A 22575-nucleotide genomic window follows, 5' to 3' on the forward strand; every position below is an offset into this window, starting at 1 on the left:
TCACCGATGACAGGACGGCCTTGCCGCATAGTGCTAGATATACATGCACGGGCGGGTGCCCGGCAGCACGCCGGCTTACAGCTCGTCGAAGCCGTTATCGTCGCCGACCTTGCCGTAGGTGCGCGATTTCGCTTCGAAGAAATCGGTCTTCGTCGAATTGAGCGCCTCGTCGGAGAAGGGCTTAATCCATGGCATGCAGTTCACGTCGACGCCTTCATAGGCCTTCTCCATGCCCATCATGGCGAGGCGGCGGTTCGCGATATATTTAATGTAATCGCTCAGCTCGCGCAGATCGATGCCGCGGATATTGCTGAGCGTATAATGCGCCCAGTTCGTCTCCAGTTGAACGGCCCGGTCGAAGGTCTCGTAGACGAACCGGCGGTTCTCGTCGGTATTCAATTCCGGGAAATCGCGCAGCAGCTGCTTGAACACTTCGCCGAAGAAGTAGCAGTGCTGGTTCTCGTCGCGCTGGATGTACGAGATCATTTGGCTCGTGGCCATCATCTTCTGATCGCGGGCCAGATTATAGAAGAAGGCGAACGTGCTGTAGAAAAATACGCCTTCGAGAATCAGATCCGCGACGAGCGCTTCGAAGAATGTCTGCGGCGTCGGATTGTCCCGGAACGTCTGGTAAATGTCCGCAATGAAGCGGTTGCGCTCCAGCAGCACGGCATCATGCTTCCAATATTCGAAAATGTCCTTCTGCTCCTTCTCCGACACGAGCGAGGACAGCACATAAGAATAAGATTGATTGTGAACGACTTCCTGCTGGGCGATAATGGCCGAAATGGCCTCCAAGGAGGAATCGGTGAAAAACCGCTTCACATCGCCGACGAACATCGTCTGCATCGAATCGAGCACCGCCAGCAGCGAGATGTTAATCTTGAAGGCGCGCTGCTCATCCGGCATCAAATTCGGAAATTGCTGGGCATCCTTGGACATCGGAATCTCATCGGCGATCCAATGGTTCAGCAGAAGCACCTTGTACAGCTTGTACATGTGCGGCATCCGGATATCGTCCCAGTTCAGGATGCCGGAGCATTCGCCCAAAATAATGCGGGTCGACTGGTTCGGCGCCTCAGTATTGAATATTTTTTGCAGTTTCAGCTCGCGATCGAGTAAAGTCATCAATATTCTTCCTTTCCGCACATAATCATTATCTATTTGCCGTCCGGCGTTCGCTTTACGAGCTGCACGCTTCGCATTCCTCGACGGTCAGCGCCTGGCTGCGCACGTAATAGGTCGATTTCAAGCCGGCCTTCCAGGCATGCAGATGCAGGTTAAGGAAATCGACGGCCCGGATATCGGGACGGACGTACAGGTTGAAGCTCTGGCCCTGATCGATATGGCGCTGGCGGGCTCCCGCCATGCGGATCGACCAGTTTTGATCGAGGCGGAATGCCGTTTTGTAATACCACATCGTCTTATCCGACAAGTCCGGCGCCGGGTTGGCGATCTTGTACGTTGTCTTCTCTTCATAGCTGAGCAGCTCGTATACCGGATCGATGCTCGCGGTCGAGCCGGCAATGATCGAGGTGGAGCCGTTCGGCGCGACCGCCATCAGCCAGGCGTTGCGCATCCCGTTCGCCTTGACCTCGGCAGCGAGCTCCTTCCACTGCTCGATCGTCACGAAGCGGCCAGGGCGCGTTCCGGTCGTATATTCGCGCTGCTCGAAGTAGCGGCCGTTCTCCCATTCGGACTGGGCGAACAGCGGATATGCGCCTTTTTCCTTCGCCAGCTCCATGCTCGCCCGCACCGCCAAATAATGAATGCGTTCATATAGATGGTCGTTGTATGCCACGGCCTCATCCGATTCCCAGGCGATGCCTTCCAGCGCAAGCAGATGATGCAACCCGAAGGTGCCGAGCCCGATTGCGCGGTAGCGACGGTTCGTATGCTGGGCTTGCAGCACCTCGATATTGTTGATGTCGATGACGTTATCGAGCATCCGCACCTGGATCGGCACGAGGCGTTCGAGCACGCCGGCCCGCACGGCGCGCGCCAGATGAATCGAGTTCAGGTTGCAGACGACGAAGTCGCCCGGAATCTTGCTGATGATGATGCGGGCCCGCCCGTCCTCGAGCACCAGTTCTTCCTGCTCGATCGTCGTCGGCGACATGTTCTGCATAATCTCGGTGCACAGATTGGAGCAGTAGATCGTGCCATGCCCCTTGTTCGGATTGGCCCGGTTGGCGGTATCCTTGTAGAACATATAAGGCGTTCCGGTCTCAAGCTGAGACTTCAGGATGCGCTTCATGATGTCGATGGCCGGCAGCGTAATGCGCGACAACCGCGGGTTCGCCACCGCCTCCGCATACTTCTCGCGGAACTGCCCCTGACCCGCCTGCTCGTCATAGAAATCCTCCAGTCCGAGCGGCCGGCCATTCCCGTCGGTCCAGCCCATCGCCTTCTTCACTTCATGCGGGCAGAACAGATGCCAGTCCTCGCGCTTCTCGACCGCTTCCATGAACAGATCCGGGATGCAGACGCCATGGAAAATATCATGCGCGCGCATGCGCTCGTCGCCGTTATTTAATTTCAGATCGAGGAAGGACAGAATGTCCTTGTGGAACACGTCCAGATAGACGGCAATCGCGCCTTTGCGGGTGCCGAGCTGGTCGACGCTCACGGCGGTATTGTTCAACTGGCGAATCCAGGGGATGACGCCGGAGCTCGTATTTTTGTGGCCGCGAATATCGGAGCCGCGCGCTCGCACCTTGCCGAGATAGACGCCGATGCCGCCGCCCATCTTGCTCAGCCGGGCCACGTCGGTATTCGAATCGAAGATGCCTTCCAGCGAGTCGTCCACCGTATCGATGAAGCAGCTCGACAACTGGCCGGCGACCTTCTTGCCCGCGTTCGCCATCGTCGGCGTCGCGGCGGTCATATAGAGATTGCTCATCGCCCAATAGGCTTCCTTGGCCAGCTCGACCCGGCGCTCCTCCGGCTCCTGATGCATCAGGTACATCGCGATGATCATATAGCGCTCCTGCGGCAGCTCCATCGTGCGCCCTTCGAAATCGACGGCCAAATACCGATCGGCGAGAGTCAGCAGCCCGATATAGTCGAACAGCTCGTCGCAGGCCGGCTCGATCGCTTGACCCAGCTCGCGAATCTGGTCGGGCGTGTAGGCCTCCAGCAGCTCCTGTCGGTAGATGCCGATATCGGCCAACTGCTTAATCAGCTTGTAGAAGTCGCCGTACGGACGGTCGGCGTATGCCTTGTAGCTGCGGTGCAGGGCCGCTTCTTTATACAGCTTCGTCAGCAGCGCGCGGGCCGCGACGAACTTCCATTGCGGCTCCTCGACGGAGACCAGCTCCAATGCGGTCATGATGCAAGCCTGCGTGATATCGGATGCCTGAACATGGCTGTGACGCAGCTTGGCCAGGACGCCCCGGTGCCAGCGTTCGCGGTCCAGCTCCGGGTATTCTCCCATAATGCGCTCGCCGTAACGCATGATGCGATCCGCGTCGAACGCGAGCGAGCGGTTATTCGGTTTGTGTACGGTCTGAACGGTATGATTGGTGGTTAGCATCCGTATTCCTCCTCGAAAAGAGCAATAAAAATAGCCGTCCCTTCGCGAGAACAGCTCAGGAACGGCATGGCAAAGCCGTATGTATCCGGGGGCTTCTTACGATGGCGGCTGCCATCAATAGGACAAGGCGCAGCTCCCCCTGCAACCACGCAGCTGCGTTCGCCCGGCGAAGGCGGTACCGCATCGCAGCGCACGGCCTGAACACGTTCCCTATTCCGCGTAGGGACATCAATGTGCTGCGATACAGGCAGGTCTCCTGGCTCGAAGCCGAATACCTCGGCGGCCTTCCCGGGACATTCGTCCCAGTGGACATAGAAAAGGCCGCTCTCTACAGAGCGCCTGTTCTGCCGGGTACTTGCCCCGGAACGAAGATGAGCGATGTTCCGGAAGCGCTTCTAACAGTGGCGGGACCGCGACGGATTCGCACCGTCTTCCCTATTAAGCCGGGGCCCGACGCGCATCGCTTTGTCGAACCGCAGCACCTGTATCGTTCAATATGTTGTTGTACTTATGCCAATATACTACAACATATTGGGGAAGTAAATAGGTTATAGGTGATATTCCTCATAGGAAAACGACAGGATTTGAGACAGTTCCGCGGACCATAAAAAAACACCATCTCTGCAAAAAGCGCCCCATAGTGGCGGTTATATTTCTGCCCTAGAATAGGGGGAATGAGAGGAAACGCGCGCGCTAGGCAAGCCGGAGGCTGTGGAGGATGCCGTGCTGAATCCGGCTCCCCCGCTGGCCGCCTGGCCGGATCATGATCGATATGTGCTCCAGATATCGGCATCCGCCGGCTTCGATGCCTAGAATACGTTGACGTACGGGCCGATCGCTCCTTCGCTTGTGGAGACGCTCCCTGACGGGAAGAAGGCATCGCCGCAGAATGCGCTGGCGACGAACGCGACGGCTCGCCGCCGGCGGCACCGGGAGCGGATATCCGCTTGGGCAGTCTGACAATGGATTACCAACCGCGCTCGTACTGCTTCGGCGGAGTGAGTTCTTGGCGCAATTGCTTCGCAGCCTGACGCGGCCAGTACGGATCCCGCAGCAGCTCGCGGCCGAGGAAAACGAGATCGGCCCGGGCATTGCGCACAATCTCTTCGGCCAAGGCCGGTTCGGTAATCAGCCCAACGGCGCCGGTCGCGATGCCGGCCGACTGGCGGATCGCATGCGCGTATTGGACCTGATAGCCCGGATACGATTCGACCGGATGGGGGACAACCCCGCCCGAGCTGCAGTCGATCAGGTCGACGCCCTGGTCCTTCATGCGCCGCGCATAGTCAATGTATGCCTCGATGGCGTTCCCGCCTTCCGCATATTCATTGGCCGAGATGCGCACGAACAGCGGCTTGGACCACGTGATGCGCACCGCTTCAATCACTTCGCTCAAGAAGCGGTAGCGGGCGTCGGCGCTGCCGCCGTAGCTGTCGGTCCGCTGGTTCGTCAGCGGGGACAGGAACTGGTTGATCAAATACCCGTGCGCGCCGTGAATCTCGATCACGTCGAACCCGGCTTCCTCGGCCCGGCGCGCGGCGTCGGCGAATGCTTTGATCGTCTTGCGGATATCCTCCAGCGTCATCTCCTCTGGCGTCTCATAAGCTTCGCTGAAGCGCAGCGCCGAAGGGGCGATGATTCCGGGAACGGTTGCTTTGCGCCCGGCGTGGGCAAGCTGAATGCCGATCTTGCTGCCGTGCGCGTGGACCATGTCGGTCAGGCGGCGAAGCCCTTCTACGTGCTCGTCGCTCCAAATGCCCAGATCCTTCGCGCTGATGCGTCCCCCAGGGGTTACGGCGGTGGCTTCGATCATGATCAGGCCGACTTGTCCGACGGCACGGGATGTATAATGGACCAGATGCCAATCGTTGACCATCCCGTCTTCATTGTGGCAAGAGTACATGCACATCGGCGACATCACGATACGATTCGGTATCGTCACCCCGCGTAACGTTAGCGGTTCAAATAATTGGGGCATGGCTATCCCTCCAAAGAATCATGTTCGAGATTGTACTTCCCATTCCATTATACCCCTCCAAGTATAGAGGAAACAAATCGGCCATCCACGTCGATGGATAACCCTTGATGCAAAGCAATGGTTACGGCGTGTGCTTCGCCAGCCAGGAGAGGCAGTCTGACGTAACCTCATCCCGGTTCTTCTCATTCAGGAGCTCATGGCGCGCTTCCGGGTACAGAATGCATTCGACCTCGCGTATCCCAAGCTCGCGGTACATCTCGGCCAGCCGACGCACGCCTTTGCCGTATTGGCCGACAGGATCCCGATCGCCGGCAATCAGCATCACCGGCAAATCCTTCGGAATGGCCTGCATCGTCTCGGGGCGATGAATCTCCCGCAGCAGGCCGAACAAGTCCCGGTAAAAGCCGATCGTGCTCAAAAATCCGCATTCCGGGTCGGCCACATATTTATCGACTTCCTGTTCGTCCCGGCTCAACCAGTCGAAGGAGGTCCGGCTCGGACGGAACATGCGGTTGAAGCCGCCGAATGCCATGTTGTCAATCATTTTGCTGCGGTGGCGGGAGCCGCGGGTGGCGGCAATCAGCTTCGTCAGCGCGGCGCCGGCGTACAATTCGGGCCCCCGCGGCCCGTTGCTTCCGCACAGAATGACACCGTTTATTTTCCCGCCATGCTCTGCTATATATTTCTGGGCCAAAAAGGATCCCATGCTGTGCGCAAACAGAAATACAGGCAGCCCGGCCTGTTCCGCATAAATGATCTCGGTTAACTGGGCCATATTGCGGACCATCCATGTAAAGCCGTCCTCGCCGACATACCCGAGGTCTTCTGGCTGCCCGGCGGTCCGGCCATGCCCGCGGTGGTCGTTGCCATAGACAACATAACCCGCCTCCGTCAGCGCTTCGGCGAAGCGGCTGTATCGTCTGGCCGTCTCGGTCATGCCGTGAGCTATCTGGGCGACCCCGCGGACAGGCTGCCCTTCTTCCGGATCCCAGCGGTACACATGGACGCGAACGCCCTCCGGGTCGGTGAACGTGAACGTATTGGATAACATATAGAACGCCTCCCTTGAACCTCCACACGGCGAAAGCCGTGGGATCCTTAGCTAGTTAGCGCACGCAGACCATTTCTGTTTTGTGCAACTGCTAAGTTAAGGGCTAGTTCAATAGCCCATCCTAGTTCAGAGCATATAGCTAACTAGGCTGACAGACTGTTACCATCTGCCACAGGTTGACACATGATGTTGATTGCACCAACTCTATCGCGGTGTGCAGGATAACCGCATGAACACTGATATGTCCGATCTTTTGCCTTGTTGCGATCACCGCAGGATGGGCATTTCTGCGAAGTATACGCTGGATGGACTTCTACAACCTTGATTCCAGCTAATGCCGCTTTGTATGCGATGAACTGTTGCAACTGATAGAACGACCAACTATGCAGATTCTTAGCGTTTTTGCGACTTGTTCTTGTCGTTTGGCGAATGCCGGATAGCTTTTCCAATTTGATGACCGATACGTTTTCTCTCTTAGCCATATTGATAATTTGGCGGCTAATTTTGTGGTTCTGATCTTTAATATAGCGGCTTTCCTTGTTGCACTGCTTACGGATAGCAGAGAGCTTTTTCAGCTTTCCTGGCTTGCGACGATTGGCGTTGTACTTGCGCCTAATGAACTTGTTCTTGCGTCCATTGCCGACAAACTTGGTCTTGCCGTTTGAAGTCACGACAACGGCTGGAACCTTCAAGCCAAGATCAATGCCCATCGTCGCGCCGCCTGTCACTTGTTCTGTCGGTCTTTCGAGCGAAACCATTTGTTCGACTTTTGAACAACACGCAGAAGCCCTAATTTACTGCTTTGAAGCATGTTTTTCTCACGATCAGCAATAAGAGCAGGAGTACTGAGGCGTTGTACTTTGCCATCAATGCAAAAAGGAAAAGAAACGGTATTTTTCACCAATCGAATAGTTCTGATTGTTGACGTAGTAGACTCGACGCTTCAGAATTGGACGCTTGTTTTCTTTTATTGATTTCTGGAAGATGCTTTTAGCATCCCTAATGGCTTGATTCTTTACGGCAGAGGGTAGATTCGCTTGGACGGTTTTTGACGTTAGTTTTGGAAACGTTCCAGACGCTTCGGCTTGCTCAGCCAATCGATTGACCGTCCGAATGTACTCATTACCCATATCCACCAATATAGACGGATTGCTTGGAATATGCGGATTTGAATCGTTACCGTCTGCATGTTTTCACCCTCTTGTCTTTTGTTCTTCAACGTAGCGTTTTATGGTTTCCCTTGAAACGTTCCCTGCCGTACTGACAAAGTAGGAACGTGCCCATAGAGAAGGCAAATGCTTCAGGTGCTCGAACTCTTGACGCAGGATTCGGGAAGTCGCTACTTTCAATTTGGCCATAATGTCCGAAGGAGAATACGTCGGCACCACATTCAAAAATATATGCACATGATCCGGCATGACCTCCATGACAATCACTTGCCATTCATGCTCTCCGCAAATAGTCGACACCAGTTCCTTGAAGCGGACTTCGACTTGTTTTACCAATACCTTTCTTCGATAACGCGAACAAAATTCAAAATGATAGTTGATTAAAAATACGGTTGTGGCGGTTCGTCAGGTCCGCTTCTCTCGCTGCGTTCAAGGGACCTTCTATTGTTACCTTCCATTATATCTTCAGACAGGGAGGGAAATCCATATTCTGATCCTTCTCTTTGTTCCTTGCTTTCCCTGCTTAACCGGTTCTTCGAGGCCCTCTTGATGCTGCCAAAGGTTCTTTTCGTATCCTTTTGCCCAATATCCCATCCGCTCAGTCTTCACTTCTTATCGTGCTCCGTCTTCTTTTGCTCAGTATCCCTGTCGTTCAGGTAATATATATGACTTAACAAGTACCTTGCGATGAGTCTGTCACTCGAACGGGAAGAATCTAAATTTATCCGCTCGACCTGATATAGTTGGTTTCTGAACTATGGGGATATCCGTCATAAGAGGGCTAATATGGTTGCTGGTTGTCCTGATTACTGGGGATAAATGTGAAGGACATACCTTCCTGAACAATGGGGATAGCAATCATAAGAGGCAGTGGAGGAGGTTTGTCTCCCTTTCCTGAGCGATGGGAATATTGGTCATAAGAAGCAAATGAGGATAGAGGGAAGATGGAAGGGGAGGTGAAGTCGTTGCCCACCTCTTCGCGGCGGCCTTCAGATGTGATACGATGGTACAGAATCATATCAAGACATACTGTACAATCAGGAGGCCTGCCGATGTTCACACCGAGCCAATATTCCGGTCAGCCGGATCAGGATTATCCGCTGCTGCATAAGCAGCTGCTCGCCTTAACCGAGGGCGAGCCGAATCTTATCGCCAACCTGGCCAATGCGTCGGCCCTGCTCTGGCAAGGCTTGAAGGAGATTAACTGGGCCGGATTCTACTTAATGGACGAGTCCAAGGAAGAGCTGGTGCTCGGCCCGTTCCAGGGCTTGCCGGCATGCATCCGCATCCCGCTGGGACGCGGCGTGTGCGGGACCGCTGCCCGGGAGCAGCGAACTCTCGTCGTTCCGGATGTCCACGCCTTCCCGGGCCATATCGCCTGCGACGCGGCGTCCCGTTCCGAGATCGTCGTCCCGATGATGAAGGACGGACGGCTTGTCGGCGTGCTGGATATCGATAGTCCGGTCACGGACCGGTTCCAGGAGCCGGATCGGGAGGCATTGGAGAAGATGGTCGAGGCCTTGATGAAGGAAGCGGTTCTGTAATCTCATATTGTAATCGCATAGGACAGCGCGCTCCGGGATGGACGCGCTGTTTTTTTGTGACATGAGGCGAGATTGTGAAGTTGACGCGATATTCATGATTTTGAAATATTTGTTGTGATCGTACGCACTCGGTACCGCTTTCCCATTTAGTATGTTGGAGACAGAAATCCATTTTGACAGGGGGAAGCGCGAATGTTCTGTCATCAATGCGAGCAGACGCCGACGGGCGGCTGCAAGGTTGTCGGAGTGTGCGGCAAGGACGAGACGATTGCCAGTCTTCAGGATACGATCGTGTTTGCCTTGAAAGGCATTGCGGCCTATGCAACGCATGCGCGGCAGTTGGGCTATGTCGATGCAGAAGTAGACGCGGTTACGCATGAAGCTCTTTATATGACGTTGACCAACTCCAATTTCAACTTGCAGGAGCATCTGGACATGGCGATGAAGGTAGGGGGCGCGGCCATCCGCATTATGGATGTACTGGATCGGGCGCATACGGAGCATTTCGGCGTTCCCGTACCGGTTACCGTCCCCCAGAACAAGATAGAGGGCAAGTCCATCGTCGTGACGGGGCATAACTTGTATGCGCTGGAGGAATTGCTGAAGCAGACAGAGGGCAAGGGCATCAACATTTACACCCATTCCGAGATGCTTCCGGCGCATGGGTACCCGGCATTGAAGAAATACCCGCATTTGAAAGGCAATATCGGCAAAGCCTGGTATGATCAGCGCCGTCTGTTCGAGCAATATCCGGGCGCCATCCTGGCTACAACGAACTGCGTCATGCCGATTAAGGGGACCTATGCCGATCGCTTCTTCTCCTATGACGTGGCCGGGCTCGAGGGCGTGACCAAAATCGTGAACGACGATTTCACGCCGCTGATCGAGCGTGCGCTGGCGCTGCCTGCGGCGGACGTGGACAGCGAGCTGACATTGACAACGGGGTACCATCATGAGACAGTGCTCGGGCTTGCGCCGGAAATTATTCAGGCCGTCAAGGATGGCAAAATCAAGCGTTTCTTCGTCATCGCCGGGTGCGACGCGCCGGGCAAGGGCGGAGAGTATTACCGCGAGCTCGCGACATCGCTGCCGAATGACACCGTCATTTTGACCACATCGTGCGGGAAGTTCCGCTTCAATGATGTCGATTACGGCACGGTGGCGGATACGGGCATTCCGCGTTATATCGATCTGGGACAGTGCAATAACTCCGGCTCCACGGTCAAAATCGCGGCCGCGCTTGCGGACGCCTTCGGCTGCAGCGTCAACGAACTGCCGGTGTCGATCGTGCTCTCGTGGTTCGAGCAGAAAGCAGTGGCGATTTTGCTTGGCTTGTTCAGTCTGGGCATCCGGGATATTCGCATCGGGCCGAAGCCTCCGGAATTCATCTCGGAAGGCGTGATGAACGTGCTCACCGATCTGTTCGGCCTGAAGCTTATCGGCGATGCGCAGGAAGATATGAAGGCGATGCTCCGTCTCGCCTAGATGATGAACGGGATAAATGATTAATCGAGTTAATCGATTGCGGCGCGGTCCCTGGCGGGGCCGCGTTTTTTGTTCGGCGGGATTAGTCACAGCTTCTGAATGGCCCATCTGGCGCAGCTTCTTTGTGCGCCCGATGTGATATCCGCTATAGACTCCCGGCGGGGCTTCCGATACGGTAAGCAGTGGCATGCCGGGCTGATGCCCGGCACGTACATGCAATCAGCCGAAGGAGCTGCAAGGATGAAGACGATTGTCGCTGCGATCAATGCAAAATATATTCATACCGCGCTGTCGCTGCGCCTGTTGAAGGCATATGCAGAGGATGAATTCGAGATAGATATGGCGGAGTACACGATCAAGGACCCGGTGCTTCATATTGCCGCCGATTTATATAACCGGAAGCCGGATGTGGTCGGCTTGTCCTGTTATATATGGAACATCGACACGACGCTCGCTGTCGTCCGGATCTTGAAGCAGGTGATGCCTGATGTCCGCATCGTGCTCGGGGGACCGGAGGTATCCTTCGACCCGGACTATTTTCTCCGGCGGGAGCCCGCTGTCGATATTGTCGTGATGGGCGAAGGCGAGGCCGTATTCAAACATCTGCTCGGCTGCTTCGCCAATGGCCTGCCGGTCGAGACAGTGGCGGGCATCGCTTGGCGGGAGGGTAAAGACATCCGCGTCAATCCGCCGCAGGCCAAGCTGGACCTGGAGCAATTGCCGTCTCCCTACCGGTTGGAGGCGGATCGTGCCGATCTCGGCAAGCGCATCATTTATTTCGAGACGAGCCGCGGGTGCCCGTTCAACTGCCAGTTCTGCCTGTCCAGCACGGAGACGGGAGTCCGTTTTTTCGACAAGGAGCGGGTGAAGGCCGATTTGAAGTATTTGATTCAGTCGGGGGCGCGCACCATCAAGTTCCTCGATCGCACGTTTAATATTAACCGCGATTATGCGCTTGATATTTTCCGGTTCCTGATCGATCATCATGACGGCTGCGTATTTCAATTCGAGATTACCGCCGACATTATGCGGCCGGAGGTGCTCGAGTTCCTGAACAAGGAGGCGCCGCCCGGCATCTTCCGCTTCGAGATCGGCATCCAGTCGACGAATGAGGAGACGAACCGGCTCGTCAAGCGCCGGCAAAATTGGGACAAGCTGTGCCGCACCGTGCGCCTTATTAAGGAGGGCGGCAAAATCGATCAGCATCTCGACTTGATCGCCGGGCTTCCGGGAGAGGACTACGCCTCCTTCAAGAAGACATTCAACGACGTCTTCGCGCTCCGGCCGGAGGAGCTGCAGCTCGGCTTCCTGAAGCTGCTGCGCGGCACGGGCTTGCGGGCGGAGGCCGGCCGGTACGGGTATAAATATATGGAGCATGCCCCTTATGAAATGCTGGAGAACGATGTCCTCCCGTTTTCGGATGTCATCCGCATCAAGCGGGTAGAGGATATTTTGGAAAAGTACTGGAATTCGCATCGAGCCGACTATACCGTCGATTATTTGACGCAGCGCTCTTTTGCGACGCCGTATGATTTTTTTCAACAGTTCGGAGATGATTGGTCGGAACAGGGCTGGGGGCGCATCGGCCATCAGTTGCATGATCTATTCCTCCGTCTGGAGCGATTTCTGGAGCGGGCGCAGGTGCCGGATCTGGACGTCATTCGAAGTCTGATGCGGTTGGATTATATGCTCCAGCACCGCCACAAGCCGCGCACCCTCTGGTGGACATCCCCGCCGAAGGCGGAGGTCGGGGCCTGGCTGAAGCGATTGGCGGATGCGCCCGAGCTGCTCCATGCCGGCTTCGGCAGTCTGGAGCTGACCGAGCAAGCGCTGCATAAGCATGCCATGGTTGACCTCTGGCCATGTGACGCTGTCCGCTTGGTGGAGACGGGAGAAGTGGATCGTTCCGCCCCGAGCACCGTGATCGTCGTCTTTGGCGAGGCGGCAGCTGCGGCGGAGCGGCGCCAATTGCCCCGTTGGTATGCTTGCCCTGCGGTTATCAATGGGCATGTAATTTATGGAAATAAGTAAAAGAGTATGTCAATCGTCTGTGAAAATGTCACTTTAACTGTGCTATGAAAATGTCACTTGTGTGATCAGAGGTCAGCCTTACCAGGTGACCTCTGCATAGCTATTATGTTGCGAATACATTGCATCTTGGAACGAACTGTTTTTTGTGGTACGCTTATTTTTAGTGTTATCATACGTGGTTTTCCACGGATGATTCTGGGCGGGTTTGCGTGGCGACGCAGAACTCGCCTTTTTTGATCCAGACGTCTTGCGCTGTGGCTTCTGAGTTTCTTTGAGTGCCCAGGGCTGGCCTTGGTGCCACAACAATACATCCCCTGTTAACGTCTCCCGCACTTCAACCGTCGTTTTTGCATCCAGACGAAGGGAAGCAGGCTGGGCAAGGGTATAGCACTTTCCGTTGTACGAGAGGGTGTTTCCGGTCCCGAGTTGCCGATAATTGCGAAGCGTGAACACATGATTTAAATCGATAGACGGATCAAGCTTCAGGTAAGCCGAATCGGTCATTTTTGGCTCTATGGCAAATTTGTGATTGTGCTTCTGCAATAGGCTGGGCAGAGCCGCGTTCGCCTCTTCCAGCGTCTTGATGCCAAGAAGCCGCAGTTCGATCACCAAGCGATCCTGAAATGTTTGCCAGAGGCGTTCTACCCGTCCCTTGGCTTGCGGTGTAATTGCCTTGATGTGCTCAATATGCAAGTCAGCCATCGCTTTGCCGAAGTGGGAGAGCGGTTTGGTCTCCCCAGCGAGCTCTTGCTCGAGCGTCAGCTTTTCGTTAGGCGACCGGAAAATCGTATGCCGATCACTGTAAAGCCCAAGGGGAACCCCGTATTTTTCTATCCCTTGCTGCATGACTAGAGAGTAGGCCTCCCGGCATTCGTTCGGACGAAAGACGGCACCGACAACGGTACCTGTTGCATCGTCAATCGCAGCATGCAGCGTAAAGGATGAAGCCCGATCCTCCAACCATGCATAAGGAGTTGCGTCAATCTGCCACAGCATGCCGGCTTGCGGTTTGCGTTCCCGTGGCGGATGGGCTTTACTGCGACGCCGCTGCTTGGCTTGCTTGAGCCCACTAGCCAGAAGGATACGTCTCACGCTGGAAGCGCTCAGTGTCAACGATTCATGCTCCTCAAGAAGCTCTGCGAAGTGGCAGCAATTGCTTCCGTAATACTTGGCTGTGTACAGCTCAACGATTCGTTCCTTCACTTCATTGGGAAGGGCGTGATGAGGCTGTTTCCCCCGATTCTTGTGTATAAGTTCTTGTGCTCCTTTTCCGGATTGGTATTTCTTCTTTAGCCGAATGACTTGGCGTTCTGATAAACCCAGCGCTGCCGCTCCCTCCCTATTGGTCATCCGCCCATCTATGATTTTCTCCACAACGAGTACCTTCTTCATTTCTGCTTTCGTCAATGTCAATATCTCCTGTCCCATAGTGACATTATCTCAGAACAGTTATAGGGTGACATTATCACAGAAGAACAACAAATAAGTAAAAGAGTATTGCAACTTTTCGTCGATTTATTTATAATAATATTCGTTGTTAAACTGCTGGTGTAGCTCAGGGGTAGAGCAACGCACTCGTAATGCGTAGGTCGGGGGTTCAATTCCCTTCACCAGCACCACTTACATGTCGATAACGGCGCGGCTTCCGGGGTTCCGGGGGCCGCGCTATTTGTATGCAGGCTCATCTACCCTTTATCCAGATAAAGCGGCTTTTTCTCCTCAATTTGCTGTCCGGTGATTGAATCTCCGACATTGCGAAGGACAGCAAATAAAGCGTTTATGCAAATGACCGCAAAAAAACCTTGAAAGGCACGAAGCCACTCAAGGTCATTGAGACTAAGCATGAATTGATGCCCAATTTTTAAATATTTCCAGTATCTCTCTAAGATTGTTTGGTCCACCGTATCCCTTAAAAGTGTTTTCTTCTACAAAACAATGAATCCAATCGTTCAGTTGTTTTTCAAGACATCAATTAATTTTTTTGTCCAACTAAAGTCTGTTTCGGTAATTGTATTATCTCCATATTCTTTTCCATCTCTATCGATGGCATAGATAAACATTCCTCCCTTAGGACCCTCTTCCGGTTGCCAAACAGCATATTTGTAGGCTCTACTTGTTTCAAATGGTTCCTGAGTATCCCCCCAGTTTGCGCCTAATTCTTCCTGAAAAGATATCCCCGGAAGAAACTGATCAGGGAAGATCGTCTTTTTATAGGTTGCCCATGTACTATCTAATCTACCAGGGTCTCTGCCATAAGCTTGTAGAAACAAATAATCACAAAATGGAGCTACTTTTTTGAATAGACTATGATTGTCTTTGTTTGTATCATAAATAAGCAGTTTGCCACTATTCGACATTGGTCCTAACCGTTTAGACAGAGCTTCAAAAACACCAAAAGCTTTTGTTTCTTTTTCTTGAGTTAAAGTTTCCTCCATATCAATATCTAAGCCATCTAAATTGTAGGGAGTTAAGTATTTATCTATTAAGGATTGCGCATGATCATCATATTCTTTGGATGTGGGCATTGTACCAATACTAGGTACGTTATATAGCTCCCTTATATCTATAGTGCGTATCACTTTGGTTTGACGTTCGTGCAAGATAGGCACATACGTATCACGAAGCGTGTCCCAAAATAGTTGTTCATCTGTACCTGGTTTAACATAGTGGAAGACGGAAACGATATCGATTTCTTCAGGAATGTCTGTCATAGCTGTCACATTAGGGTATGGTAGAGTGGAATTTGCATCATGAGGCATGGTTACGTCACGCCATGTTCTATAGTATGCCATCATAACAGGAGCTTTTTGAGCTTCAGTTAACTCGTTTACTAAAGAAGTTGAAGGACTAGCTGTAATAATTGAGCCGCTCATTAAAGATAAAATTAAAACTGTCGACAAGATTAACAACATTGATGTTTTCTTCATAAAAGATAACTCCCTTCCTTAAATGATAATATTTGAGACAATAAAGTAAGCGATTACATTTAAGAGGAAATTCCGGTTCTCCTTGCTCTAACCACACTCAACCTCAGGTTTGCATCAGCAAAGGATGGAGAGCAGTCATACCGTGTGCTTCTTTCGATTTCTGCTCTTATCTGGACTTAACAAGCGATGATTTTAAAACCTCCCCATCTGTTTGAAAAAAATCAAGATTGGAAAGAAGCACTTCAATAGCTAGTCGTTTACTTTTTTCGCGATGGAGTCTTACAGCAGTCCTTATGATTTAAATACGTCAAAGGAGCGCCACTTTTGTAAAAGTTGAGTCTTATATATTATCGTATAGAAACATAAAAAAATTAATAGACCGAAGAATTTTACGATCAAAAGGCCGTTGGTTTTATGTTTGACGACGATGGGTATGTACAGAGAATCGATCTTTATGACAGATATATGGCAGAAAATCTTAAGTAAGGAGTATTAAATTCAGCCCCGTGAGCAGTCCCGAGGCTACTATATACCTCTCCAATGCTTCTAACAAAATTCTAACCATTCTTCTAATAACATGCAGAACCGTGCAAAACCTTCCGGAACCTTATTTTTGTACAACGGTTCATAATTCAGCGAACGGGTCGATATAAAACCTTACCGTACCGAGAGGTAACGCACTCGTAATGCGTAGTCGGGGGTTCAATTCCCTTCACCAGCACCACTTACATGTCGATAACGGCGCGGCTTCCGGGTTTCCGGGGGCCGCCCTATTTTTTTGTTTTGCAGCTCATCTACCGGTCATCTACCCTTTATCCAGATACAGCGGCTTTTTCCCTTCAATTTGATGTCCAGTGATTGAATCTCCGACATTGCGAAGGACGGTAATGAAAAATTATACAGTGCGATAACGCATACGCAGACTACAGCCACCTTTTCAGGTGCATTAGCTGCGGTTGGGTGGATATGTAAAAATTATAATTAGGGCTTGCTGAACAATCATTTTTCAAAGGTTTTACAAGGATTTCTGGACTCTAACTCGAAATAAAATGCAAGGAAAATGCGAATTTCTTGCAAAAAATCGTGCACGTGGAGTGAACCAACATGTATCGTAGAACCGAAAGCCAGCTTCAGTTGTTCGAAGATTTCTACTTGCCGTTTGGCGGTAAATTAAATAAGGAGAACCGTTGGGTTCAACTGGCCGCTATCATCCCGTGGTGGCGGGCAGAAGAATTCTACGCGAAGTCGTTCAAGAAATCAATGCGCGGCCAGATCCCCTTGTCTGTTCGTATGGCTTTGGGAGCGCTGTACATTCAGGAACGTATGCAGCTCGATGATCGAGAGACGGTCCAGCAGATCACCGAAAATCCGTACTACCAGTACTTCCTTGGGCTGCCGGCGTTCCAAGATAAGCCTCCGTTCCATCACTCGCTGTTGACCCATTTCCGCAAGCGATTGGGTGCGGATGTCATTGAACGAATCAACGATTGGATTTTGGAAGAGGACGCAGAGCGAAAGAAGCAGGAACAAAACAAGAGCGATCCTCAAGATCCTCCAGGCAGCGGCCATGGCTCTGATGGAACATCCGTTAATGAAGACGGCAAAAGCAAAGAGAAACCATGCAACAAAGGCACCTTGATGCTCGACGCGACCTGCGCACCGGCCGACATCTCGTATCCGACCGATTTGAAATTATTGAACGAGGCGCGGGAAAAACTCGAAGCGATCATCGATGTTCTGCACGAGCCTTTCGTCGGGAAGGCCAAGAAACCGAGAACGTATCGTCAAACCGCCCGCAAATGCTACCTCGAGATCGCCAAGAAACGGCGAACGGGTGCCAAATCCATCCGGAAAGCGGTTGGCAAACAGCTTCGTTATGTTTCGCGTAATCTTGGCATCATCGAAATGCTGGCAGCGAAAAGCAGCTTGAATCAACTGGGTTCGCAGCAGTATCGGCAATTGCTCGTCATTTCCGAGCTGTATCGTCAACAGCAAGAGATGTACGACAAACGGACACACTCGGTGGAAGATCGAATCGTCAGTCTTTCCCAACCGCATGTACGGCCGATTGTCCGCGGGAAAGTGAATGCTCCCGTCGAGTTTGGGGCAAAGCTGGCGATCAGTCTGGTGGACGGTTACGCTCGAATGGAGAAGCTGTCCTGGGATAACTTCAACGAAAGCATGACACTGAAAGCTTCCGTGGAGTCGTTCGTCCAGCGATATGGATGTTATCCGGAAGCCATTCTAGCCGACCAAATCTACCGAAACCGGGAGAACCTTCGCTATTGTAAGGAGCACGGCATCCGTCTGAGTGGTCCAAACTTAGGACGTCCGAAGAAAGAAGCGGAACCCGATCGGAACCAGGCCAGACAGGATGCTTCAACGCGTAACGCGATCGAAGGAAAATTCGGAGAAGGCAAACGCTCCTACGGACTGGGGCGTATTCGAGCACGCCTTCGAGAGACAAGCGAAACGGTCATTGCTCTGCAACTGCTTGTTATGAATCTCGAACGCAAGCTGCGCGTTCTCTTTTTGCCGATTTTCAGACTGCTGCTGAATCTGTGCCGTCAGCCTCTGTGGCCTAAAAGGCAATATGTTCAGCAAGCCCTAATTAGGGCTTGCTGAACAATCATTTTTCTAAGGTTTTACAAGGATTTCTGGACTCTAACTCGAAATAAAATGCAAGGAAAATGCGAATTTCTTGCAAAAAATCGTGCACGTGGAGTGAGCCGACATGTATCGTAGAACCGAAAGCCAGCTTCAGTTGTTCGAAGATTTCTACTTGCCTTTGGCGGTAAATTAAATAAGGAGAACCGTTGGGTTCAACTGGCCGCTATCATCCCGTGGTGGCGGGCAGAAGAATTCTACGCGAAGTCGTTCAAGAAATCAATGCGCGGTCAGATCCCTTTGTCTGTTCGTATGGCTTTGGGAGCGCTGTACATTCAGGAACGTATGCAGCTCGATGATCGAGAGACGGTCCAGCAGATCGCCGAAAATCCGTACTACCAGTACTTCCTTGGGCTGCCGGCGTTCCAAGATAAGCCTCCGTTCCATCACTCGCTGTTGACCCATTTCCGCAAGCGATTGGGTGCGGATGTCATTGAACGAATCAACGATTGGATTTTGGAAGAGGACGCAGAGCGAAAGAAGCAGGAACAAAACAAGAGCGATCCTCAAGATCCTCCAGGCAGCGGCCATGGCTCTGATGGAACATCCGTTAATGAAGACGGCAAAAGCAAAGAGAAACCATGCAACAAAGGCACCTTGATGCTCGACGCGACCTGCGCACCGGCCGACATCTCGTATCCGACCGATTTGAAATTATTGAACGAGGCGCGGGAAAAACTCGAAGCGATCATCGATGTTCTGCACGAGCCTTTCGTCGGGAAGGCCAAGAAACCGAGAACGTATCGTCAAACCGCCCGCAAACGCTACCTCGAGATCGCCAAGAAACGGCGAACGGGTGCCAAAGCCATCCGGAAAGCGGTTGGCAAACAGCTTCGTTATGTTTCGCGTAATCTTCGCATCATCGAAATGCTGGCAGCGAAAAGCAGCTTGAATCAACTGGGTTCGCAGCAGTATCGGCAATTGCTCGTCATTTCCGAGCTGTATCGTCAACAACAAGAGATGTACGACAAACGGACACACTCGGTGGAAGATCGAATCGTCAGTCTTTCCCAACCGCATGTACGGCCGATTGTACGCGGGAAAGTGAATGCTCCCGTCGAGTTTGGGGCAAAGCTGGCGATCAGTCTGGTGGACGGTTACGCTCGAATGGAGAAGCTGTCCTGGGATAACTTCAACGAAAGCATGACACTGAAAGCTTCCGTGGAGTCGTTCGTCCAGCGATATGGGTGTTATCCGGAAGCCATTCTAGCCGACCAAATCTACCGAAATCGGGAGAACCTTCGCTATTGTAAGGAGCATGGAATCCGTTTGAGTGGTCCAAACTTAGGGCGTCCGAAGAAAGAAGCGGAACCCGATCGGAACCAGGCCAGACAGGATGCTTCAATGCGTAACGCAATCGAAGGAAAATTCGGAGAAGGCAAACGCTCCTACGGACTGGGGCGTATTCGAGCACGCCTTCGAGAGACAAGCGAAACGGTCATTGCCCTGCAACTGCTTGTTATGAATCTCGAACGCAAGCTGCGCGTTCTCTTTTTGCCGATTTTCAGAATAGAGAGCCGTTAGGAAAGAATCCCACGGCTCTTTTCAAATTAGAAAATCTACAAAAACAGGACTCCGCAGCATGCCTACCTTTGTCCACACTTGGTAACCCAATCAGAAATTTTAATTCTCCTGATATACAGTAATAAATAATGAATCCCACTCTTCATAAATTTCTACGGTAATGTTTTTATCAGGGAATCTATGTTTGAAACTCATCGTCCAAAATAGTTTTAGGATTTTGCCCAAAATCACTACCTGCTCAGGTTCATTCTCATCTTTGTTGACATTAATATGGAAAAAGTCTTTTAATTCATATAAATTCATCATTTTTTCCACGGTGATTTTGTCGCCATCACACTCTACTATCCATTTCTGTAACAGATCTTTTTGATACTTGTCTTTTAATAAGAAATACCCCTGCACCTCAACAATATCTGGATAATAAAACTTGGCAAACGCTAATGCGGTTTGTAGGTCGGATTTCATGTTCACATAATTCCACCAACTAAAATTGTTGGAGTTAGCATTCTTAAATTCCTTAAATTCACTAATTACTTCATCTGGAAATAGCTCCATAATAAATCCCCCAGTATAGTGCCCAACGATCTGAGAGACGGTTAATGAGTTTCTTTTTCATTAACGACTCGTCCATCTATTGGTATGTTACAATTAATCAATATGGATAGCTTTTCGGAATTTCATTAGGATAAGCAGGTCGAACCTTATAGCCATTTTGGAATTTTTGACCTGTCTTAGGATTAGTATTAAACGTAGGCTCCTTGACGTTAGGTCTTGGAATAGAACCGTGATCTTTTCCGCTTATCCTAACCTCTTCTTGAATTTTCCCATCAGATCCATATGTTGTATACTTCATAATGTTATTATTAGCATCCCTGTCGATTTTTGTGGAATTTGGAGTTCCGGTATCCTGTGGGGTACTACGGCTCTTGCTACCATTAGATGAAGCATTACCCGTCCCCTTATAGCTAGAACCTACGCCTCCTCCTGAAGGGGCCCTCATCGGGATATTTCTGATTCCGCCGGCTCCACAATTATGCGTCCATATTTCCAACTCCGTTACGAAATAGTTATGTACACCTTCGACACGGAAGTTATACACGGTGGAGCTGTTCTTCTTAATCTCGATCCGATCGATCGGATACGGTTTGCCTTCTGGATTTTGAAGCAGGTCACCTACTTTTAGGTGTCTTGCCTCCACCCAGCCTTGGGCCGGCACCCAGAACGGATGCTCTTCCGTCGTCGTTATCGTTATTCCTTTGACCGTAATTTGGTACGTCTTGTCTGTCTGTCTTTGGAACAATTCAACAACCGTATTATATCCTGTTTTTCCTGTTCGTTCATCCTTTGTCAGGACAAATTCACCGATGCGGATTTGTTCAATAGGCTTAAACCCTGTCTTCGTTTGTACCGGCGTTCCGGCTGAGAAGCAAAGCAAATTGCAATTAGCGATAGATTGTGCAGAAGCAAGAGGAATGCTTGTGAATGAAAGGATAAAAAATAACACCAAGGCAACAGACTTTTTCATGTTCGTCTCCTTCTCGTAAAAAATATTCAATTGGATGCTGTGTTCATTCTTGGTTAAGGAATGCTGCCGTCCATGCACTTCCTGTCCGTGCTCCGGTTGTGATCTAGCAAACGGACAATAATCATTTCTTTCCCCCCTTATCTCGTCACACAGTAAAATTGTCTATATGTGGGCTGGATGACGGATGGAATATGCATTGTAAAAAATGAGGTTTTTGAGTATAACAAAAATGGTGATTTATGTATTTAAAGTTTTGTAATAATTACCTGAATGATGGGATTGCATGGCAAAAAAGATTGCCAAGGGACCACTTAAAAATGGAACGGTGCTCGCTCCGGTCAGAGTGGTTAGACGTGGCTCTTGGCTACCGAGTAGGTTGGAACCAGCAGACCCAAACGGCATCAATCAATGGCGTGCTCATCTTCTCTTTATCTAGATAAAGCGGCTTTTTCCCTTCAATTTGATGTCCAGTGATTGAATCTCCGACATTGCGAAGGACAGCATTTGCAAGTCCGGCAAGACGTGAGAATATGTGTCGAGCGTAACATTTATCGATGAATGACGGAGTCTTCCCTGAACAGTCTTTGGATGAATCCCGGCGTCTTTTTCAATCCCCAATAAAAGAATTTTAGCTCTCTTTTTTGTGAAATATTGGACCAATGAATACGTCGGAGGCTGCGGATGTGCCTATTCCCTATTGGGAAGCGCAAGGGCAGCCGCCCCTCCTACTCGTAATAATCACATATTCACTCCCCTATCCCGCACTGTATGATGGTATATGAGCTTTTTGTAAAAAAATGACGTATTGAGTATACAAAAATGTAGTCGAAGGGCCGCTTATCAATGGAATTATTTTGATTTTTTTAGCGTAACATTCAAGATGAATACAGTAATTGGTATTGTGACAGTCGTTTTGTATATCTTCATTAATAAATATCGAAATAGAAAGAATTAAGAATTCGATGCGCGGTCATCCCCTTTGTCTGTCCCGTATAGCTTTGGGGGACTGTACTTTATAGAACTCATGCTTACAAGCAATAACAGCGGAACTTCCAGTCTGGAGGAGCCGTGCGATTTGTATGCGGCGCGGAATCGCGGGCAAAAGAAACAGAGAGCAGGAGAAACCTCTGCTCTCTGTT

Annotated in this window: 15 protein-coding genes, 1 tRNA gene, 2 pseudogenes and 1 riboswitch; of the genes and pseudogenes, 7 read left to right on the top strand and 11 right to left on the bottom strand. The window is 51.2% G+C overall.

The window, feature by feature from the left end:
- Positions 1 to 75: 75 nt before the first annotated feature.
- Positions 76 to 1107, bottom strand: coding sequence for a ribonucleotide-diphosphate reductase subunit beta (locus OCY70_RS10120; RefSeq protein ID WP_213429518.1), 1032 nt, complete (start codon positions 1105 to 1107; stop codon positions 76 to 78).
- 76 nt (positions 1108 to 1183) lie between these two features.
- Positions 1184 to 3535 (bottom strand): ribonucleoside-diphosphate reductase subunit alpha, encoded by a 2352-nt coding sequence (locus tag OCY70_RS10125; RefSeq protein ID WP_213429509.1) that lies wholly within the window; start codon positions 3533 to 3535, stop codon positions 1184 to 1186.
- A 229-nt stretch (positions 3536 to 3764) separates the two neighbouring features.
- Positions 3765 to 4036: riboswitch (cobalamin riboswitch) on the bottom strand.
- A 318-nt stretch (positions 4037 to 4354) separates the two neighbouring features.
- On the opposite strand from OCY70_RS10125, the gene OCY70_RS10130 reads away from it, so the two are divergent.
- Positions 4355 to 4495, top strand: a complete 141-nt coding sequence (locus tag OCY70_RS10130) for a hypothetical protein (protein WP_213429510.1) — start codon at positions 4355 to 4357, stop codon at positions 4493 to 4495.
- A gap of 7 nt (positions 4496 to 4502) precedes the next feature.
- On the opposite strand, the gene namA is transcribed toward OCY70_RS10130, so the two are convergent.
- From namA to tnpA, 4 genes and pseudogenes are all read right to left on the bottom strand, one after another.
- Entirely contained in the window at positions 4503 to 5513 is a 1011-nt protein-coding gene (gene namA, locus OCY70_RS10135; RefSeq protein WP_213429511.1) for an NADPH dehydrogenase NamA, read from the bottom strand.
- A gap of 121 nt (positions 5514 to 5634) precedes the next feature.
- Positions 5635 to 6564, bottom strand: a complete 930-nt coding sequence (locus OCY70_RS10140) for an alpha/beta hydrolase (protein ID WP_213429512.1) — start codon at positions 6562 to 6564, stop codon at positions 5635 to 5637.
- A 143-nt stretch (positions 6565 to 6707) separates the two neighbouring features.
- Positions 6708 to 7753 (bottom strand): annotated as a pseudogene (locus OCY70_RS10145) (RNA-guided endonuclease InsQ/TnpB family protein).
- A gap of 4 nt (positions 7754 to 7757) precedes the next feature.
- A complete protein-coding gene (gene tnpA, locus OCY70_RS10150; RefSeq protein WP_213429519.1) occupies positions 7758 to 8114 on the bottom strand; it encodes an IS200/IS605 family transposase in 357 nt (118 codons plus the stop codon).
- A gap of 671 nt (positions 8115 to 8785) precedes the next feature.
- Here tnpA and OCY70_RS10155 point away from each other — a divergent pair.
- From OCY70_RS10155 to OCY70_RS10165, 3 genes are all read left to right on the top strand, one after another.
- Entirely contained in the window at positions 8786 to 9277 is a 492-nt protein-coding gene (locus tag OCY70_RS10155; protein WP_213429513.1) for a GAF domain-containing protein, read from the top strand.
- 192 nt (positions 9278 to 9469) lie between these two features.
- Positions 9470 to 10762: a hydroxylamine reductase gene (hcp, locus tag OCY70_RS10160; RefSeq protein WP_213429514.1), complete on the top strand. Its 1293-nt coding sequence runs from the start codon at positions 9470 to 9472 to the stop codon at positions 10760 to 10762.
- A gap of 240 nt (positions 10763 to 11002) precedes the next feature.
- On the top strand, positions 11003 to 12793 hold the full coding sequence (locus OCY70_RS10165; protein WP_213429515.1) for a B12-binding domain-containing radical SAM protein: 1791 nt from the start codon (positions 11003 to 11005) through the stop codon (positions 12791 to 12793).
- A 78-nt stretch (positions 12794 to 12871) separates the two neighbouring features.
- Here the strand turns inward: OCY70_RS10165 and OCY70_RS10170 are convergent, their stop codons facing one another.
- The gene (locus OCY70_RS10170; protein WP_261944557.1) at positions 12872 to 14200 is read right to left on the bottom strand and encodes an ISNCY family transposase; all 1329 of its coding nucleotides are present in this window, start codon (positions 14198 to 14200) and stop codon (positions 12872 to 12874) included.
- A 137-nt stretch (positions 14201 to 14337) separates the two neighbouring features.
- On the opposite strand from OCY70_RS10170, the gene OCY70_RS10175 reads away from it, so the two are divergent.
- Positions 14338 to 14412 (top strand) — tRNA-Thr (locus tag OCY70_RS10175).
- A 217-nt stretch (positions 14413 to 14629) separates the two neighbouring features.
- Here the strand turns inward: OCY70_RS10175 and OCY70_RS36115 are convergent.
- Complete coding sequence (locus OCY70_RS36115) at positions 14630 to 14746, bottom strand: Imm53 family immunity protein (protein WP_390905245.1); 117 nt, start codon at positions 14744 to 14746, stop codon at positions 14630 to 14632.
- Positions 14743 to 15720: an EndoS/ChiA family endoglycosidase gene (locus OCY70_RS10185; protein ID WP_213431452.1), complete on the bottom strand. Its 978-nt coding sequence runs from the start codon at positions 15718 to 15720 to the stop codon at positions 14743 to 14745. The genes OCY70_RS36115 and OCY70_RS10185 overlap by 4 nt, the downstream gene beginning before the upstream one ends.
- A gap of 1104 nt (positions 15721 to 16824) precedes the next feature.
- On the opposite strand from OCY70_RS10185, the gene OCY70_RS10190 reads away from it, so the two are divergent.
- Positions 16825 to 18345, top strand: coding sequence for an IS5 family transposase (locus tag OCY70_RS10190; RefSeq protein WP_261944827.1), 1521 nt, complete (start codon positions 16825 to 16827; stop codon positions 18343 to 18345).
- Between the two features lie 109 nt (positions 18346 to 18454).
- Positions 18455 to 19911, top strand: a pseudogene (locus OCY70_RS10195) (IS5 family transposase).
- Between the two features lie 99 nt (positions 19912 to 20010).
- On the opposite strand, the gene OCY70_RS10200 reads toward OCY70_RS10195, so the two are convergent.
- Both OCY70_RS10200 and OCY70_RS10205 read right to left on the bottom strand, forming a co-directional pair.
- Complete coding sequence (locus OCY70_RS10200) at positions 20011 to 20466, bottom strand: hypothetical protein (protein WP_213430988.1); 456 nt, start codon at positions 20464 to 20466, stop codon at positions 20011 to 20013.
- 97 nt (positions 20467 to 20563) lie between these two features.
- Positions 20564 to 21436 (bottom strand): polymorphic toxin-type HINT domain-containing protein, encoded by an 873-nt coding sequence (locus OCY70_RS10205; RefSeq protein ID WP_261944828.1) that lies wholly within the window; start codon positions 21434 to 21436, stop codon positions 20564 to 20566.
- Positions 21437 to 22575 lie beyond the last annotated feature (1139 nt).

The sequence above is a fragment of the Paenibacillus melissococcoides genome, from assembly GCA_944800085.1.
Lineage (GTDB): Bacteria > Bacillota > Bacilli > Paenibacillales > Paenibacillaceae > Paenibacillus_B > Paenibacillus_B melissococcoides.

What these genes read in the sequence shown, in the direction of transcription:
- OCY70_RS10190 (WP_261944827.1), top strand. Translation starts at nt 16,825, where the DNA reads ATGTATCGTAGAACCGAAAGCCAGCTTCAGTTGTTCGAAGATTTCTAC.
- OCY70_RS10155 (WP_213429513.1), top strand. Translation starts at nt 8,786, where the DNA reads ATGTTCACACCGAGCCAATATTCCGGTCAGCCGGATCAGGATTATCCG.
- hcp (WP_213429514.1), top strand. Translation starts at nt 9,470, where the DNA reads ATGTTCTGTCATCAATGCGAGCAGACGCCGACGGGCGGCTGCAAGGTT.
- OCY70_RS10125 (WP_213429509.1), bottom strand. Translation starts at nt 3,535, where the DNA reads ATGCTAACCACCAATCATACCGTTCAGACCGTACACAAACCGAATAAC.
- OCY70_RS10205 (WP_261944828.1), bottom strand. Translation starts at nt 21,436, where the DNA reads ATGAAAAAGTCTGTTGCCTTGGTGTTATTTTTTATCCTTTCATTCACA.
- OCY70_RS10185 (WP_213431452.1), bottom strand. Translation starts at nt 15,720, where the DNA reads ATGAAGAAAACATCAATGTTGTTAATCTTGTCGACAGTTTTAATTTTA.
- OCY70_RS10165 (WP_213429515.1), top strand. Translation starts at nt 11,003, where the DNA reads ATGAAGACGATTGTCGCTGCGATCAATGCAAAATATATTCATACCGCG.
- namA (WP_213429511.1), bottom strand. Translation starts at nt 5,513, where the DNA reads ATGCCCCAATTATTTGAACCGCTAACGTTACGCGGGGTGACGATACCG.
- OCY70_RS10140 (WP_213429512.1), bottom strand. Translation starts at nt 6,564, where the DNA reads ATGTTATCCAATACGTTCACGTTCACCGACCCGGAGGGCGTTCGCGTC.
- OCY70_RS10200 (WP_213430988.1), bottom strand. Translation starts at nt 20,466, where the DNA reads ATGGAGCTATTTCCAGATGAAGTAATTAGTGAATTTAAGGAATTTAAG.